This is a genomic window from Streptomyces buecherae (genome assembly GCF_014295035.1).
In the GTDB taxonomy this organism is placed as follows: domain Bacteria; phylum Actinomycetota; class Actinomycetes; order Streptomycetales; family Streptomycetaceae; genus Streptomyces; species Streptomyces youssoufiensis.
Map to the genome: position 1 here is coordinate 2,027,235 of NZ_CP060404.1, position 17,393 is coordinate 2,044,627.

Sequence of the window (17,393 nt, forward strand, 5' to 3'; positions counted from 1 at the left end):
CGCGGGGCCAACCGCCCCGCGGCTTCCACCCACGGAACGCCGCGGCCACGCCGTGCTCCGTACCGGGCACGGGGCACGGGGCACGGGGCACGGGGCACGGGGCACGGGGCACGGGGCACGGGGCACGGGGCACGGGGCACGGGGCCAACGAGCGGGTGTCGCGCTGAGGAACGGTGCACGGGGCCGAAGGTGGGCGCGGCTGCCGGGTCCCTGGCGGGGCGGGGACGCCAACGGAAGGCGTGCGAGCGGGCGGTGACGGTGCGGCCAGGCCGTAAGGCCATTCCGCACCGGAGCGGCGACCGGAGTGCGACGCTGACGTATCCGGCCCTGTACTGGGCGTATATCCTCGGCCGGGTTGGGTACGTACGTGCTCCCGCGTGCCCCCGACCGTCACTTGACGGGGGCACACGCAATGGGTTGCATACGTTCTGTGATCGCGTACCGGGCTCCTATTGTCAGTTCTCCTACCTGCCGCAGGGACGGGGGAACCGCGTCGTGGACCCGGTGATCGTCGTGGGTGCGGGCCCCGTCGGCCTCGCGCTGACGTTGGCTCTCGCCCGCCGCGATGTTCCCGTCATCCTGCTCGACGAGGGGCCCGGCCGACCGCGCATAGACGAGCAGCGCCCAGCCCGTACCGCCGTGCTCCGGCCGGACACCGCCCAGATGCTGAGCCGCCTCGGATGCGCCGTCGCCACCGACGGCGGTGCCCGCTGGGCGGGGTGGCGCACCATGCGCCGGCGCCAGACGGTGCGTCAGGTGACCTTCGACGACCCGCGGGCGCAACGGAGCGGTGCCGCGGACGCCCCGCCGGCGCTCCCGGCCCCGCGCGACGCGACCGCGCCGGACGAACCGTCGGGCATCGCCTCGCCGCTGCACCTCCCCCAGCACGTGCTCACCCGATCGCTGCGCGCCGCGTTGGCCCCGTTCTGCCAGCAGCCCGGCGGCGGGCTGGTGCGGATCGCCACGGGCGGCCGGCTGGACGCCATAGAGCAGGACGAGGCCGGCGTCAGCGTCCACACCAGGCCCGTACTCGACACGGAGCCGGCGGACGAGGCGGACGCTGATCCGGGCGAGGGGCCGGCCGCGGACGCGACGGGCCCCGCGAGCGGACCGGAGGCCAAGGGCATCTGGTGGCGCGGGAGTTACGTGATCGGCTGCGACGGTCCGCGGTCCACCGTCCGCAAGTTGCTGCGCGTGCGGTTCCCCGGCCGGACGGCGGTGGAGCGCCATGCCGTGGCGGCGCTCAGGGCCGACCTCCCGTTCCCCGGCGAGGGCCTGCTGCACCGGCTGCCGCCGTGGCGCGGCGCCGACGCGGAGGTGACCGCGCGCCCGCTGCCGGGTGGCGCCTGGCGGCTCGACTGGCTGCTGCCGCCCGGCGGCGACCTGGTCACCCCCGAGGCCCTGCTCAGCCGCGTGCGCGACACCCTCACCGGCTGGTGCGGCACCCTGCCCCCGTACGAACTGCTGGACACCGGCGTGTACGTGGCGCACCACCGGCTCGCCCGCCGCTGGCGGGTGGGGCGGGCGTTCCTCGCCGGGGACGCCGCGCACCTGATAGGGGCGCTCGGTACGCAGGGGCTCGACGAGGGACTGCGCGACGTCGACAACCTCGCCTGGAAGCTGGCCTTGACCTGGCACCACGGCGCGGGCGACCCGCTGCTCGACAGCTATCAGACGGAACGGCGCGGCGCCGTCGGCGCCCGGCTGCGCACCGCCGACCAGTTGCTGTCCCAGGTGCGCGCGCCGGGCGGCTGGTCCGCCGTGCGCCGTTCGGTGCTGCCGGGCTCCGTACGCGGCCACGACGCGCTGCTCACCGACGGCCACGCGGGCCTCGGGCAACTCGGCGCGCCCCCGAGCTACCAGCGCAGCCCGCTGCAACCGGCGCCCCCGGAGGGCGCGGAGAGCGTGGACACGGCGCCCGGCAGCCCGGTGGCCGACGTGCCGGTGACGGCGCCCGACGGCTCCCTGACCCGGCTCCGCAACCGGCTCGGTGGGGCGCTGCTCGTGGTCCTGGTCGCCCCGGGCACGGGCGTGTGGGAGCGCCGGCACTGGGTGGGCGCCGGGCTCATGCCCCGCCTCGCCGCGGCCGTCGCCGCGCTGCCGGTACGGGCCGAGATCCTGGTCGCGGAGGGCTACCCGGGGGCCGCCGCGCACACCGTGCTGCTGGTACGGCCCGACGGCTACCTGGTGGCGGCGCTGGCCGGCGTCCGTCAGGCCGAGTTGTACGCCTGCGCGGACGCCGCACGGGGCGGACTCCTCCAGGCCCCCGCCCACAGCCCCACCTGACGGCGCCACGGGCCGACCCCCGCGCTCCGTACGCCGGTACGCCAGTTCGCCGGGGCGCCCGTGCCCCGTACGCCGGCCGGGGGCAACGGTGGGAGACGCGCGTACGGCGGCGCGGGGCGTGCCCCGTCGAGAGGCGTCCGCCCGGACCGTACGCGCCGGGCTACGTCCACGGGCACCGCACGCCGCCGCTTCGGGGTAAGGCCGGCTACGCGCTGTCACCGACCACGTACGAGCGACCGCCGCCGCGCACACCCCGGCGTGCCGGCGCCGCCCGGCGCGCGCGGCGCGTCGCCACGGGCCGGGGCGGCACGGGCGGGCGCGTTCGAGGGCCGACCCGGGGGCAGCCGCGCCGCACCGGGAGTGGGCGCGACGTGTCAGTCCGGAGCGTGGACGGTGCGTCGCACGGGCGGCCGTTAGGGGGTGGGCGAGTGCGCGGGCGCACACCCGGCCGCTGTTGACCATGGGCGAGGGGAGGTGGTCTACTCCGAACCATGTCTGACACCAGCCTGCGTCTCTGGCGGAGGGTCCATATGGACCTCCTTCGCTACGCGGGCTGCGTGTGTCGACCGTCCTGCTGATCCGCCTTCCCCTTCCGCGTGGCCTGCCGCCGCGCGTCCTCGCGAGCCCTCAGGACGGTCTCCGTGACAACCAGCTCGGTCGGCCCTGCCGCCTCTCCCCTTGCCACCGCCTCGGCCACGGCGAGCCCCCCGCCCGCCGTCGCGGCCCCGCCCGCCGCGTCCCCGTACGCCTCGGCCATCGCCGCACCCTCCACTGCCCCACCAGGTCGCGCCGCGGCGCCGGGAATCGCCGCCGCGCCGCCGCCCGGCGGTGCCCCGCTCCCCGCCCCCGGCCGCCCGGAGGCGACGCCCGCGCCCCGGGGCAGCGGCGTCTCCCTGACCGAACTGCTCGACTACGTCCGCCGCGTCGCGGCCGACGCCGCCCTCGTCGCCACGTTGCCCCTCGACCCGGAGGGCCGCACCTGGTCCCGCCTGGAGGGGCCGGGAGGCAGTGAGGCGTGGCTCATCGGCTGGCCGCCGGGCACCGGCACCGGATGGCACGATCACGGCGGCTCGCACGGCGCCTTCGCCATCGCCGACGGTGAGTTGATCGAGCAGTCGCTCGCCGCTCAGTTGCCCACCGAGGGCTGGAAGACGCTGGAGCTCGCCGAGGGCGTGGACCGCCAGCGCACCCTGCCCCGGGGCAACGGTCGCGCCTTCGGCCCGCACCACGTCCACCAGGTGCTGAACCTCTCCGCCCAGCGGCACGCCATCTCCGTGCACGCCTACTACCCCCCGCTGCCGCTCATGCGCCGCTACAGCCGTACGGGCCCCGTACTCCGCCTTGAGCAGGTCGAGCACCCCGGGGAGTGGGCATGAGCACCCACCAGCCGACCAGCGTGGACACCCTCCTCGAACGGGCCCGGGCCCAGCTCCACCGGCTCACCCCGCACGAGGCCGCCGCCGCAGCACGGGACGGCGCCCTGCTCATCGACACCCGCTACGCCGCCCTCCGCGACCGGGACGGGCTGGTCCCCGGCGCGCTGATCGTGGAGCGCAACGAGTTGGAGTGGCGGCTCGACCCGCACGGCGACCACCGCCTGCCCGAGGTCACCGGGCACGACGTGCGGGCCGTGGTGTTCTGCAACGAGGGGTACGCCTCCGGCCTCGCGGCGGTCTCCCTCCACCAGCTCGGCCTGGCACGGGCCACCGACATCGTCGGCGGCTTCCAGGCGTGGCGGGCGGCGGGGCTGCCGATACGGCACTCCGAGAGGCCGTCCGTCCCGGCCCGGACCATCGCGGGCTAACGCGATCACCGTTCGCGGGGTGCGCCTGTCCGCGCGACGGGTGGGCGCGCCCGCTTCGGCGCACCGGAGCGGGCAGCGGTCCCGCGCGGGACCGCTCGCCTCGGCTCTGGCCCACGCTCCGGACGCGGCCAGAGCGCACCCAGGGCATGGCATACCCAGGGCTCGGACGATCGTGGGCCCGTGACCGGTGCGCGCCACATCGACGCACTTCGGTGCTCAGCGGGCCCGCGCCGTAGCGAGGGGGCTCCGCGTCCAGCAGGCTCCGCGTGGTCGCTCGGTCACGCGTCGGGCAGGTGGTGCTCCAGCAACTCCGCGTCCTCGCCCTCCTCCTCCAGCGCCCGTCGCACCGCCCGCAGGGCCACGCCCTCGGAGTAGCCCTTGCGGGCCAGCATCGCGGCCAGTCGCCGGATGCGCTTGTCCCGGTCGAGCCCCCGGGTGGAGCGCAGCTTGCGCTCCACCAGCTCGCGGGCGGTTCGCTCCTCCTGCTCCAGGTCGAGCTGACCGACCGCCTCGTCGATGAGCGCGGAGTCCACGCCCTTGGTACGCAACTCCCGCGCCAGCGCTCGCCGGGCGAGCCCCCTGCTGTGGTGCCGGGACTCGACCCACGCCTCGGCGAACGCCGCGTCGTTGATCAGGCCGACGTCCTCGAAGCGGGACAGCACTTCCTCCGCCACGTCATCGGGGATGTCGCGCTGGCGCAGGGCCTGGGCGAGTTGCTTGCGGGTGCGTGGCGTCCCGGTGAGCAGGCGCAGGCAGATCGCCCGCGCCTGCTCACCGGGCTCCATGCTGGAGGCTTCCCCCTGGCCCCCACGCGACGCCCTCCGCCCGGCCCTCGACGGGCCGAGGTCGTCGCTGTCCGGTCGTCCCGCGTCGCCACTGTCCGGCCAGTCACTTCGCCGGGTCATCGGCTAGCTCTTGGCCGCGGCGGCCTTGGTCGCCTTGGTCGCCTTCACCGCCGTCGGCGCGACCGTCTTCGCGGCGGTCGCGGGCTCGGCAGTGGCGGCGACCGTGCCGTCGGGCTCCGCAGCCTGCTTGTCGGCCTTCACCCCGATGCCGAGCTTCTCCATGATCTTCTTCTCGATCTCGTCGGCGAGGTCGGGGTTGTCCTTGAGGAAGTTGCGGGCGTTCTCCTTGCCCTGGCCGAGCTGGTCGCCCTCGTACGTGTACCAGGCGCCGGACTTGCGGACGAAGCCGTGCTCCACGCCCATGTCGATCAGGCCGCCCTCGCGGCTGATGCCCTGGCCGTAGAGGATGTCGAACTCGGCCTGCTTGAAGGGCGGGGCGACCTTGTTCTTGACCACCTTGCACCGGGTGCGGTTGCCCACCGCCTCGGTGCCGTCCTTGAGGGTCTCGATCCGGCGGATGTCGATCCGGACCGACGCGTAGAACTTCAGCGCGCGGCCACCGGTCGTGGTCTCCGGCGAACCGAACATCACGCCGATCTTCTCGCGGAGCTGGTTGATGAAGATCGCCGTCGTCTTGGACTGGTTGAGCGCGCTGGTGATCTTGCGGAGTGCCTGGCTCATCAGTCGGGCCTGCAGGCCGACGTGCGAGTCGCCCATCTCGCCCTCGATCTCCGCGCGCGGGACGAGCGCCGCCACGGAGTCGATCACGATGAGGTCGAGCGCGCCGGAGCGGATCAGCATGTCCACGATCTCCAGCGCCTGCTCGCCGTTGTCCGGCTGGGACAGGATCAGGGAGTCCGTGTCCACGCCGAGCTTCTGCGCGTAGTCGGGGTCGAGGGCGTGCTCGGCGTCCACGAAGGCGACCGTGCCGCCCGCCCGCTGGGCGTTGGCCACAGCGTGCAGCGTCAGCGTGGTCTTACCGGAGGACTCGGGTCCGTACACCTCCACCACACGGCCACGCGGCAGGCCGCCGACGCCCAGCGCGACGTCGAGGGCGGTCGACCCTGTGGAGATGACCTCGATGGGGTCGTTGGGCCGGTCACCCATCCGCATTACGGCACCCTTGCCGAATTGCCGTTCAATCTGCGCGAGTGCGGCGTCCAACGCCTTCTCGCGGTCAGTTCCTGCCGCCATGGGCTCCACCCGGTTTGCTTGAGTCGATCGCTTCACGTCCACGACGCTAACGCCTGCCACTGACAATCGGTCCGGACACCCTCTCCGCCTGTGGATAACCGGGGGCAGAACCGCCAGCCAGCACCCCCATGAGAATAGATGTTCGATTTTGGTGTCAAGCAAGTCCCGCTTGTGGCGCGCCCGCGCCCCGGCGTGCCGAAGCTCCGCGCCGACGTGGCCGCTGCGGCGCGGGCGATGCTCCGTTCCGCGCCGCCGCGCCACGCTCCGCCCCGTGGGGCGCCGGACGCCGCGCCGCGGCCCCGTTGCACTGCGGCCCGCCACCGCCACGGCCCCGTCTACCGCGCCGCGGCGCGGTGGCCGCTCGGCGGTCAGCCCTCGGGGACCGGCTCCCCCGTCGCCGGCCCCGTTGACTCGGGCGACCGGGACGGCGCCGGGGCGCCTGTCGGGGCCTGCGCCCGCTCCGTGTCGGTCGCCTGCGCGGGCACCGTCCCCGCCGACGAGGTTCCGCCACCCCGGTCGGGGCGAGCGGGAACCGCGACCGGCGCGGTGGGCTCGGTGTCCGCCCCGCCAGGCGCCGACGCGCCCGAGGCCGCCCCGCCCTCCCCCCGCCGGAGCGCACGCCGCAGGCGCGCCAGCCGCGACATGCCCCGCGGCCTGCGGGTGCCGCCGCCCTGCACCCGCGCCTCGTCCGTCACCTCGTACCGCTTGATGTACGTACCGAGGAACGCCTGCAGCGTCGCGGTGGCCGGGATCGCGATGAGGGCGCCGACCGCGCCGAGCAGCGCCGTGCCGGCGATCACCGAGCCGAAGGCGACGGCCGGGTGGATGTCCACGGTCTTGGCGGTGATGCGGGGCTGGAGCAGGTAGTTCTCGAACTGCTGGTAGATCACGACGAAGCCGAGCACCCACACCGCGTACCAGGGATTGACGGTGAAGGCGATCAACATCGGCAGGCCGCCGGCCAGGTAGGTGCCGATGGTGGGGATGAACTGCGAGATCAGGCCCACCCACACGGCCAGCGCCGGGGCGTACGGCACGCCCAGCACCTCCAGCAGTATGTAGTGCGCGATACCGGAGATCAGGGCCATCAGGCCGCGGGAGTACAGGTAACCGCCGGTCTTCGCCACCGCGATCTCCCAGGCGCGGAGCACCTCGGACTGCCGGTGCGGCGGCAGCACGGAGCACAGCGCGCGGCGCAACCGCGGGCCGTCGGCGGCGAAGTAGAACGCGAAGAGGGTCACCGTCAGCAGCTTGAACAGCCCGCCGAGCACCTGCGCCGACACGTCCAGCACGTTGTTGGCGCTGTCCTGTACGTACTTCTGGAGCCAGTCGGAGTGCAGCAGGCTGTCCTGCACCTCGACCCGGGACAGCTCGGTGTGGAAGGTCGTGTTGACCCAACTGATGACCTTGTCCAGGTAGTTCGGGAAGTCCTCGACCATGGTGACGATCTGGTCGGCGAGCATCGAACCCAGCAGGGTGAAGAAGCCGGCGACGGCGATGAGGATGCCGAGGAAGACCAGCCCGGTCGCCGCCCCACGACGCAGCCCGCGAGCGGCCATCCAGTCCACGGCGGGCTCGATGGCCAGCGCGAGGAAGAACGCGATCAGGATGTTGAGCAGCAGCGACGTCAGCTCGTGAAACGCCCAACTGGCGAACTGGAAGCCGGCCACCAGCGCCAGGGCCAGGACCATGGCCCGGGGCAACCAACGGGGCATACGCGCACTCGCCGCGTCACGCGGGCTCACGGGGGGCGTTTCCTGAACGGTGTCTTCTGTCGCTACCACGGAGCAAGTGTGGCCCATGTGGCCGACGTGACCCCGCGCACCCCTGTCATGTCCGCGTCCAACTCGGTTCCCGGGGCGACCGCCGCCCCCGCCCGGGAGGCGCTGCCCGGCGGACGTGCCCGGCTCCGTGCCCCGTGCCCCGTGCCCCGTGCCCGCAACTGTCGCCCCACGCCGTCCGGCCCCACCACCCCCAACGACGCGCCACTCCGTGGCTCCGTGCTCCGTGCTCCGTGCTCCGTGCTCCGTGCTCCGTGCTCCGTGCTCCGTGCTCCGTGCTCCGAAAAAGCCTGCCCCGGAGGGCAGGCTTCTGGCGCGCGCGGTCGTCTCCGCTCCGTTCCGTCAACGCCTCTCGTACGGGACGTCGACGGCCGCGCAGACCCCGCGCCACACGTCCTTGGCGCTCCAGCCGGCCTCCAGGGCCTCGTGGACAGTCCGGCCGCCCAACTCGGACATCACGTGGTCACGCGCGAACGAATCCGCGTACCCCTCTCCGAAGTAGTCCGCCATTCGCTGCCAGAAGACCGTCAACCGCATACGTCCAGTATCGCGCCCCTGAGAGTGCAGCCGTACGGCATCGGCCGCCCCGCGCCCCGTTCCGGTCCTACGGTCGGGGGATGGACCCAGCACCGACCTCACCCCTCGCCCGTGCCGAGCACTTCGTCTGGCTCACGGCCCGCGTCCTGGAGCAGCGCAGATTCGCGTACCACTTCCTGCCCCAGCGCGACGGCCTGGAGCCCGCCGTCGACGCCGTGGAGCGGGCGCTGGCCGCGTACCTGAACGACGACGGGGGGTACGGGCACGCCCTGGAGCCGGATCTGCGCGGCCCCGTCAGCCAGCCCCTGCACACCGCGTACGCCCTGCGCGTGCTCGACGAGATCGGACGCTGCGGCGGGCAGCGCATAGAGCGGGTCTGCCGGTACCTGACCGAGATCTCCACCCCGACCGGCGCCCTCCCGGCGCTCCACCCCTCGCTGCGTGGGTACCCGGCGGCACCGTGGATTCCGGTGGTGGACGACCCCCCGAGCGACCTGCTCGCCACCGGCCCCGTCACGGGGCTGCTGCACCGGGGCGGCGTGTGGCACGCCTGGCTGTTCCGGGCCACGGACTTCTGTTGGTCGGCGGTGGAGCGGCTGGCGGACGGAGCGCCGACGCATCCGTACGAGGTCATGGCCGCGATCACCTTCCTGGACTGCGTGCCGGACCGCCAGCGCGCGGGCGCGGTCGCGGAGCGGCTCGGCGCGCGGGTACGGGAGCAGCGGCTCGTCGTCCTCGACCCGTGGGACGCGGACGACCACCCGGTGCCGGCGGGGTACGGCCCCGGGGAGCACCACTTCGCGCACGATTTCGCACGCCTCCCCGGCTCCGTCGCCCGCCCGTGGTTCTCCGACGCGGAGATGTCGGCCTCCCTGGACCACCTCGCGGCGGCGCAGCAGGAGGACGGCGGCTGGCCCATCAACTGGCGCCAGTGGGCACCCGGCACGGCGCTGGAGTGCCGCCCCATGGTGACCATCGACGCCCTGCTGACGCTGCGCGCGTACGGCCGGGAGATCGACTGACGGCACGGCACGGCACGGAGGACAGGGCACGACGGCTACGGCGCCGCTGGCAGCGGGGCGACGGGGCGTACGGGGCGGCGGGGCGGCCGTGAGGGCTCCGCGCACCGCGTGGTTCCGCGCACCGACCGGCCCGCCGTCTGCCCCGTGCCCCATGGCGCGGAGCACTGCCCCATGGCACGGGGCACGGAGCACTGCCCCATGGCACGGGGCACGGGGCACGGAGCACTGCCCCATGGCACGGGGCACGAGGCACGGAGCGGCGGCCCCGGGTACGGGGCGCGGCGCACGGGGCGCGGAGTGCCGGCCGCGCGGTGCGTTCGTACGCACGATCGCCGGGGCGCGGAACGGGGCCCGTACGGCGCGCGCGGTCGGGTCGTCAGCCGGCGACGGCCCGCACCAGCGCCGTCACGGCCACGGCGACCGCCACCACGAGCAGGAACGGGGCGCGCAGTACCAGGGCGAGGGCCGCCGCGCCCAGGCCCGCAGCGCGGGCGTCGATGACGAGCGTGTGCTCCGTGCTGAACGTCTGCTGCGCGATCAGGGCGGCCAGCAGCGCCACGGGCAGCAGGGCGGACAGTCGCTTGACCAGTGGGCGCTCCAGGGCGCCCGCCGGCACGGAGAGGCCGAGTAGCTTGACCAGGTAGCAGCCGGCGGCCGTCACGGCGATGGCGAACCACGTGTTCATCGGTTCTCTCCTTCGGCGGTACCGCTGGGCTTCGTAGCATCGGTCGCGGTCGTGGGCTCGGGCTGCCCCTCGGGCCGTGTGGCGGCGCGACGGCCGTGCGCGGCCAGGACGATCGGTGCGGCGAGCGCCGCCACCAGCACCGGCACCCCCGCGGGCAGGACCGGCACACAGGCGAGGACGAGGACGACCCCGAGGCCGGCCACCACGCGCTCCAGTGGGCTGCGGAGCATCGGGGCCAGGAGGGCGAGGAAGACCGCGGGGCCGGCCGCGTCGAGGCCCCAGTCGTTGGGGTCGCCCAGCGAGGCGGCGCCGAGTGCGCCGATCAACGTGGTGAGGTTCCACAGCGCGTACAGGCTCGCTCCCGTCACGACGAAGCCCAGCCGGGCGGCGCGCCGGTCCCGCTGGGCCAGTGCGACGGCGGCGGTCTCGTCGATGACCCAGTGGGCGGCCAGCGGCCGAAGGGCCCGGGGCAGCAGCAGGAGTTGGGAGAGGCGCAGCCCGTAGAAGGCGTTGCGTATGCCGAGGAAGAACGCGCCGGCCGCCGCCGTCAACGGGTTGCCGCCGGCGGCCAGGGCGCCGACGAGCGCGAACTGCGAGGCTCCGGTGAACACCAGCAGACTGAGCACACACGTTTGCAGCAGGCTGAGCCCGGAGCCGGCGGACGTGACGCCGAAGGCGAACCCGGAGAGCCCGACCGCGACGCCCACCCCGAGCGCGTCCCGCACCACGGCCCCGTCCCCCGCGTCGGCCCCGCCGTCGCCCGCCGGATGCCGCGGCCCCGCACCGCCCGCCCCGGCGGGAGCGGCCGGCCGCCCCGTGCCCCGGGCCCCGTCCCCCGCCGCGCTCGCCGCCCCGTGCCCCGCGCCGGACGCCCGCCCAGCGTCGGACGCCCGTCCAGCGCCGGCGGGCCCGCGCCCCGTGCCAGTCGCCTCGTCGGCGCCGCCGGCCCCGCGCTCCGTCAGGCTCTGCGCTCCGTGCCCCGTCGGCTTCGCCGCCCCGTGCCCCGTGTCGGTCGCGACGGCCGCGCTGGACGGAGCCCCGTCAGCCGCGCCGCTCGGCGCTCCGTCCAGCGCGCCGGCCGGCGCCCCACCGGGCTCCGTGGTCGGCGCTCCGTGCCCCGTGCCCCGTGCTCCGTCCTCGTCCCCACGGCGCGGGGCTCGTGCCGCGCCGTTCGTACGCTCCGCGCGCCGCACGGGGCGCTGCCATTCCTCGCGTTCCGCTTGTTCGACCACGCCGGCACCGTACGGGTGTCCGAACGACGCGGTCTTGTACGTTCTTGCGGTCGCGGTCAGGGGCGCTGGCGCCCGTTCGAGCGCTCTCTGCGGTAGGCGCCCGGCGGCACGCCGACGATGCGGGTGAAGTGGCGGCCCAGGTGCGGCTGGTCGGTGAAGCCAACCAGGGCGGCGGTCTCGGCTGGCGGCGTGCCGTCCTCCAGGAGCCGGCGGGCGCGCCGCACCCGGGCGTCGGTCAGCCAGGCGTGCGGGGGCATCCCGTACGCGGCGCGGAAGGCGCGGAGCAGGGCGAAGGGGCCGGTGCCGAGCTCCGCGGCCAGGCTCGCGAGGGTGGGCGGGGCGGCCATCCGGGCCTCCAGGATCTCCCTGGCCCGGGCGGCGGTGCGCGCGCCGGCCCCGCGCGGTGCGGGGCGGTCGGGGAGCGTCCCGCCGTGCCGGCGCAGCAGCCTCGCGATGGCCTGGCGCAGCACCGTGTCGGCGGCCAGCGCGTTGCCCCGCTCCGCGGCCTGGTGGACGGCCATGATCAACCGCACGCTCTCCGGGTCCTGCACGACCGGTTCGCGGAACCAGGCCGTCCCACGGGACGTGGACACCTCAGCGGCGATGTCGTCGACCATGGCGGCGGCCGGGTAGAGCACGTGGTACGCCCAGCCTTCGGGCACTCCGGCGCGTGCCGTGTGCGCCACGTCGGGGTTGATCATGACGACGCCGCCCGGACCCACCCGCTGCACGCCGGTCGGCAGCCGGATCTCCTCGACGCCGCCGGTGATCGCGCCGATGACGTAGCCGTCGTGGGTGTGCTGCGGGAAGGCGTGCCGGATGTAGCGGGCGTTCAGCAGGTCCACGCCCGGCAGCTCCGCGTACTGCCAGTGCCTCGCCCGCTCCCGCTCGCTCATGCCCCCATTGTGCGTAACGGTCGTTCGACGGTTCCGGCCGGCCGCCCGGGTGGTCACCCGGGCCACGCGACGGGCTGCACAGCCCGGGTGACCTGCCGCTCCGGTCGATTGTCAGTGGTGCGGTGCACGATGGGGGCATGGTGAGGAACGAGCAGGGCGGTGAGCCGGCGGGGGGTGGTGCCCCGGACGGCGCGAGCGCGCACGCCGCGGCGCTGGCGGGGTTCTCGGCGGCCACCCGCGGCTGGTTCACCGGGGCGTTCACGGCGCCGACCGCCGCCCAGGCCGGTGCCTGGCGGGCGATCGGCGAGGGCTCGGACGTGCTGGTGGTCGCGCCGACCGGTTCGGGCAAGACCCTCGCGGCCTTCCTGGCCGCGATCGACCAGCTCACCAGCGCGCCGCCGCCGGCGGAGGCGAAGAAGCGCTGTCGCGTGCTGTACGTGTCGCCGCTCAAGGCCCTCGCGGTGGACGTGGAGCGCAATCTGCGCAGCCCGCTCACCGGCATCCGGCAGGAGGCGGTGCGGCGTGGCCTGCCCGAGCCGGAGGTGCGGGTGGGCATCCGGTCCGGCGACACCCCGCCGGCGGAGCGCCGCGCCCAGGCCACCCGGCCGCCGGACATCCTGATCACCACGCCCGAGTCGCTGTTCCTGATGCTGACGTCCGCCGCGCGGGAGGCCCTGGCCGGCGTCGAGACGGTGATCCTCGACGAGGTGCACGCGGTGGCGGGCACCAAGCGCGGTGCGCACCTGGCGCTCTCCCTGGAGCGGCTCGACGCCCTGCGCGGAGCGGGTGAGGGCGGGTCGGGGCGCGCGCGTCCGGCGCGCCGCATCGGCCTGTCCGCGACGGTGCGACCGGTGCAGGAGGTGGCGCGCTATCTCTCCCCGGGGCGGCGGGTGGAGATCGTCCAGCCGCCGTCCGGCAAGGAGTTCGACCTGTCGGTGGTCGTCCCCGTGGAGGACCTGGGCGAGTTGGGCTCCTCGCCCGCGCGGGACGGGCAGGAGCAGGAGGGCGAGCGGCCGTCCATCTGGCCGCACGTGGAGGAGCGGATCGTCGATCTGGTGCAGGCCCACCGTTCGACCATCGTCTTCGCCAACTCCCGCCGCCTGGCCGAGCGGCTGTGCAACCGGCTCAACGAGATCGCGTACGAACGGGCCACCGGCGACCCGTTGCCCGAGCACCACGCGCCGGCCGAGGTGATGGCCGAGGCGGGCGCGGCCAGGGGCGCGCCCGCGGTGCTGGCCCGCGCGCACCACGGCTCGGTCTCCAAGGAGCAGCGGGCACTGGTCGAGGAGGACCTCAAGGCGGGCCGGCTGCCCGCCGTGGTCGCCACCTCAAGCCTGGAGCTGGGCATCGACATGGGCGCCGTGGACCTGGTCGTGCAGGTCGAGTCGCCGCCCTCGGTGGCCTCCGGGCTCCAGCGGGTGGGCCGCGCGGGCCACCAGGTGGGGGCCGTCTCCACCGGCGTCGTCTTCCCCAAGTACCGCGGTGACCTGGTGCAGGCCGCGGTGGTCACCGAGCGGATGCGCGCCGGCGCGATCGAGGCGCTGCGCGTCCCGGCCAACCCGCTCGACGTCCTCGCACAGCAACTGGTCGCGATGACGGCGATGGACACCTGGGACGTCGACGAGCTGTTGGCCGTCGTGCGCCGGGCCGCGCCCTTCGCGACGCTGCCCGAGTCGGCGTTCACGGCGGTGCTCGACATGCTCGCCGGCCGCTATCCCTCGGACGCCTTCGCCGAGTTGCGGCCCCGGGTGGTCTGGGACCGGGTCGCCGGGACGGTCACCGGCCGCCCCGGGGCGCAGCGCCTCGCGGTCACCTCCGGCGGGACGATTCCCGACCGCGGCCTGTTCGGGGTCTTCCTCGCCGGCGCCGAGCCGTCCAGCGGCGGGGGCGGCCGAAGCGGCGGGCGGCGGGTCGGCGAGTTGGACGAGGAGATGGTGTACGAGTCCCGGGTGGGCGACGTGTTCACCCTCGGGACGACCTCGTGGCGGATCGAGGACATCACGCGGGACCGGGTGCTGGTGACGCCCGCGCCCGGCGTGCCGGGGCGGCTGCCGTTCTGGAAGGGTGACCAGCTCGGACGGCCGCTGGAGCTGGGCCGCGCCCTGGGCGCCTTCCTGCGGGAGGTCGGCGCGCTGACCCCGGACGCCGCCCGGGCCCGGCTGAGCGTCGCCGGGCTCGACCGCTGGGCGGCGGACAACGTGCTGGCGTACGTGGCGGAGCAGCGCGCCGCGTGCGGCCACGTCCCGGACGACCGCACGATCGTGGTCGAGCGGTTCCGGGACGAACTGGGCGACTGGCGCGTGGTCATCCACTCCCCCTTCGGCGCGCAGGTGCACGCCCCTTGGGCGCTGGCCCTCGGCGCCCGGCTGACCGAGCGGTACGGGATGGACGCCCAGGTCATGCACGCCGACGACGGCATCGTGCTGCGGCTGCCCGACGCGGACCTGCTCGGCCTCGACCTGCTCGACGTACCGATGCCGACCGAGCCGGGCGGCGACGAGCGGTCCCCCGGTGCCGGTACGCGGCCGGCGCCCGACCACGGCACGGCCTTCGACAGCGAGCAGTCGCCCGTCGGCGCGGCCGACGTCACCTTCGACCAGGGCGAAGTGTCCCAGTTGGTGACCGACGAGGTGGGCGGCTCGGCGCTGTTCGCCGCCCGCTTCCGGGAGTGCGCCGCCCGCGCGCTGCTCCTGCCACGGCGCACCCCGGGCAAGCGCACCCCGCTGTGGCAGCAGCGCCAGCGCGCCTCGCAGCTGTTGCAGGTGGCCAGCGAGTTCGGCTCGTTCCCGATCGTCCTCGAGGCCGTCCGCGAGTGCCTCCAGGACGTCTTCGACGTGCCGGGGCTGACCGAGCTGATGGGCGACATCGAGGCGCGCCGGGTGCGGCTGGTGGAGGTGACCACGCCCGAGCCCTCGCCGTTCGCGCGCTCCCTGCTCTTCGGGTACGTGGCGCAGTTCCTCTACGAGGGCGACTCGCCGCTGGCCGAGCGCCGGGCCGCCGCGCTCTCGCTGGACTCCCGGCTCCTGGCCGAACTGCTCGGCCAGGCGGAGCTGCGCGAGTTGCTGGACCCCGAGGTGCTGGCCGAGTCGGAACGCGAGTTGGCCTGGCTGAGCGACGATCGGCGGATCAAGGACGCCGAGGGCGTCGCCGACGCCCTGCGCGTCCTCGGGCCCCTCACCGACGAGGAGTTGACGCGGCGGGGCGCGGCCCCCGAGTGGCCGGCGCACCTGGAGTCCGCCCGCCGCGCCATCCGGGTGCGCATCGCCGGCCGCCAGCACTGGGCCGCGGTGGAGGACGCGGGGCGACTGCGGGACGCGCTGGGCACGGCGCTGCCGGTCGGCGTCCCGGAGGCGTTCACCGAGCCGGTGCGGGACCCGCTGGGCGACCTCCTGGCGCGGTACGCGCGCACGCACGGGCCCTTCACCTCGGCCGACGCGGCGGCGCGCTTCGGCCTCGGCCCGGCCGTCACGGACGGCGCGCTGCACCGTCTGGCCGCCGACAACCGGGTCGTCCAGGGCGAGTTCCACCCCTCGGGCATCGGCCAGGAGTGGTGCGACACGGCGGTGCTGCGCAGGCTGCGGCGGCGGTCCCTGGCCGCCCTGCGCCACGAGTTGGAGCCGGTCGCGCCGTCCGCGCTCGCCGCGTTCCTGCCGCAGTGGCAGCACGTGGGCGGTGGCGGGCTGCGCGGCGTGGACGGCCTGGTGCGCGCCATCGAGCAGTTGCAGGGCGCGGCGGTGCCCGCGTCCGCGCTGGAGAAGCTGGTGTTGCCGTCCCGGGTGGCCCGGTATTCCCCTGCCTTGCTCGACGAGTTGACCGTGGCCGGGGAGGTGGTGTGGGCCGGCGCGGGCGCGCTGCCCGGCAAGGACGGCTGGGTCTCGCTCTACCTGGCGGAGGCCGCGCCCCTGCTGCTGCCCGAGCCGCGCCCACTGGAGCTGACCCCGCTCCACGAGGCGGTGCTCGGCGCGCTCGCCGGCGGGTACGGGCTGTTCTTCCGTCAGATCGCCGACCAGGTGCGGGCCGCCGGGCTCGCCGAGCCGACGCCGGGCGCCGACACCGAGATCGCCGACGTCATCTGGGACCTGGCGTGGTCGGGCCGGATCACCAACGACACCGTCGCCCCGCTGCGCTCCCTCCTCGGCTCCGGGCGCACCGCCGGGGCGACCGCTCACCGCGCCAAGCGGGCCGTCCCGCGCGGCCGGTACGGCTCGCTGACGAGCTCGCGCGGGTACGGCCGGATGACCGCCCGCCCCACGGCCTCGCTCGGCGGGCCGCCCACGGTGGCGGGGCGCTGGTCGCTGGTGCCCGAGCGGGCGGCCGACCCCACGCACCGCGCGCACGCGCTGGCCAGCACGCTGCTCGACCGGCACGGCGTGGTGACCCGCGGCGCCGTGGCGGCGGAGGGCGTCGAGGGCGGGTTCGCCGCGGCCTACCGGGTGCTGTCCGTCTTCGAGGAGAGCGGCCAGGCGCGCCGCGGCTATGTCGTGGAGGGGTTGGGGGCCGCCCAGTTCGCCATGGACGGGGCGGTGGACCGACTCCGCGCGGTGGGCACGGCACGCGACCGCGCGGAGAGCGCCGCCCTCGACCCGGCGTTCCGCCAGGGCCTCGGCGACGGCGCGGGGCGCGACGGCGGCCCGGGGGCGGGCCCCGCGCCACGGGCCCTGGTGCTCGCGGCCGCCGACCCCGCCAACGCGTACGGCGCCGCCCTCAACTGGCCGGACCCGCCGCCGGGCGCCACCCACAAGCCGGGCCGCAAGGCCGGTTCGCTGGTCGTCCTGGTCGACGGTGAGCTGGTGCTCTACCTGGAGCGCGGCGGAAAGACGCTCCTCGCCTGGCCCAGCACGACCGGCGCATCCCCGTCCTCCCCCGAGCGCACCACCCCCTCCCCGTCCGCGACCCGCGAACCGGCAACCGGCCCCGGCACGGCCGACGACCCCCGGCTGATACCGGCGTTCGAAGCGCTGGCCACCGCGGCCCACGCCGGGTCCCTCGGCACCATCACGGTCGAACGGATCAACGGCGTGGCGGCGCTCTCCTCACCGTTCGGAGCGGGCCTGGAGACCGCAGGTTTCCACGCCACCCCGCGCGGGCTACGCCTGCGCTCCCCGCGCTGA

General features: G+C 75.4%; 13 protein-coding genes. 6 read left to right on the top strand and 7 right to left on the bottom strand.

The genetic code is table 11. The annotated features are described in order from the left end of the window. Window positions 1–495 precede the first annotated feature (495 nt). The 4 genes from H7H31_RS07380 (at window position 496) to H7H31_RS07390 (ending at window position 4,090) form a co-directional block, all read left to right on the top strand. Window positions 496–2,286 (top strand): FAD-dependent monooxygenase, encoded by a 1,791-nt coding sequence (locus H7H31_RS07380; RefSeq protein WP_187059853.1) that lies wholly within the window; start codon window positions 496–498, stop codon window positions 2,284–2,286. A 491-nt stretch (window positions 2,287–2,777) separates the two neighbouring features. Beyond that, complete coding sequence (locus tag H7H31_RS34725; protein WP_315971046.1) at window positions 2,778–2,864, top strand: putative leader peptide; 87 nt, start codon at window positions 2,778–2,780, stop codon at window positions 2,862–2,864. 225 nt (window positions 2,865–3,089) lie between these two features. Continuing rightward, window positions 3,090–3,662, top strand: coding sequence for a cupin domain-containing protein (locus tag H7H31_RS07385; protein WP_187060968.1), 573 nt, complete (start codon window positions 3,090–3,092; stop codon window positions 3,660–3,662). Then, window positions 3,659–4,090, top strand: coding sequence for a rhodanese-like domain-containing protein (locus H7H31_RS07390; RefSeq protein WP_187060960.1), 432 nt, complete (start codon window positions 3,659–3,661; stop codon window positions 4,088–4,090). Before H7H31_RS07385 ends, H7H31_RS07390 begins: the two co-directional genes overlap by 4 nt. A gap of 278 nt (window positions 4,091–4,368) precedes the next feature. On the opposite strand, the gene recX is transcribed toward H7H31_RS07390, so the two are convergent. The 4 genes from recX to H7H31_RS07410 all read right to left on the bottom strand — a co-directional run bounded on the left by recX (window position 4,369) and on the right by H7H31_RS07410 (window position 8,447). After that, on the bottom strand, window positions 4,369–4,995 hold the full coding sequence (gene recX, locus H7H31_RS07395) for a recombination regulator RecX (RefSeq protein WP_187060961.1): 627 nt from the start codon (window positions 4,993–4,995) through the stop codon (window positions 4,369–4,371). A gap of 3 nt (window positions 4,996–4,998) precedes the next feature. Then, window positions 4,999–6,129, bottom strand: a complete 1,131-nt coding sequence (gene recA / locus H7H31_RS07400; RefSeq protein ID WP_187060962.1) for a recombinase RecA — start codon at window positions 6,127–6,129, stop codon at window positions 4,999–5,001. Window positions 6,130–6,497: 368 nt separating this feature from the next. Then, window positions 6,498–7,931: an AI-2E family transporter gene (locus tag H7H31_RS07405; RefSeq protein ID WP_187117844.1), complete on the bottom strand. Its 1,434-nt coding sequence runs from the start codon at window positions 7,929–7,931 to the stop codon at window positions 6,498–6,500. Between the two features lie 321 nt (window positions 7,932–8,252). After that, the gene (locus tag H7H31_RS07410) at window positions 8,253–8,447 is read right to left on the bottom strand and encodes a DUF3046 domain-containing protein (RefSeq protein WP_187060964.1); all 195 of its coding nucleotides are present in this window, start codon (window positions 8,445–8,447) and stop codon (window positions 8,253–8,255) included. An 80-nt stretch (window positions 8,448–8,527) separates the two neighbouring features. On the opposite strand from H7H31_RS07410, the gene H7H31_RS07415 reads away from it, so the two are divergent. Continuing rightward, window positions 8,528–9,469, top strand: a complete 942-nt coding sequence (locus H7H31_RS07415) for a hypothetical protein (RefSeq protein ID WP_187060965.1) — start codon at window positions 8,528–8,530, stop codon at window positions 9,467–9,469. A 376-nt stretch (window positions 9,470–9,845) separates the two neighbouring features. Here H7H31_RS07415 and H7H31_RS07420 read toward each other — a convergent pair whose 3' ends face one another. From H7H31_RS07420 to H7H31_RS07430, 3 genes are all read right to left on the bottom strand, one after another. Then, on the bottom strand, window positions 9,846–10,154 hold the full coding sequence (locus H7H31_RS07420) for an AzlD domain-containing protein (RefSeq protein ID WP_187060966.1): 309 nt from the start codon (window positions 10,152–10,154) through the stop codon (window positions 9,846–9,848). Beyond that, window positions 10,151–10,882, bottom strand: a complete 732-nt coding sequence (locus H7H31_RS07425; RefSeq protein ID WP_187118227.1) for an AzlC family ABC transporter permease — start codon at window positions 10,880–10,882, stop codon at window positions 10,151–10,153. Before H7H31_RS07425 ends, H7H31_RS07420 begins: the two co-directional genes overlap by 4 nt. Window positions 10,883–11,442: 560 nt before the next feature. After that, entirely contained in the window at window positions 11,443–12,282 is an 840-nt protein-coding gene (locus H7H31_RS07430) for an AraC family transcriptional regulator (protein WP_187060939.1), read from the bottom strand. 137 nt (window positions 12,283–12,419) lie between these two features. Between H7H31_RS07430 and H7H31_RS07435 the strand changes: the two genes are divergently transcribed. Beyond that, window positions 12,420–17,393: an Lhr family helicase gene (locus tag H7H31_RS07435; protein WP_187060940.1), complete on the top strand. Its 4,974-nt coding sequence runs from the start codon at window positions 12,420–12,422 to the stop codon at window positions 17,391–17,393.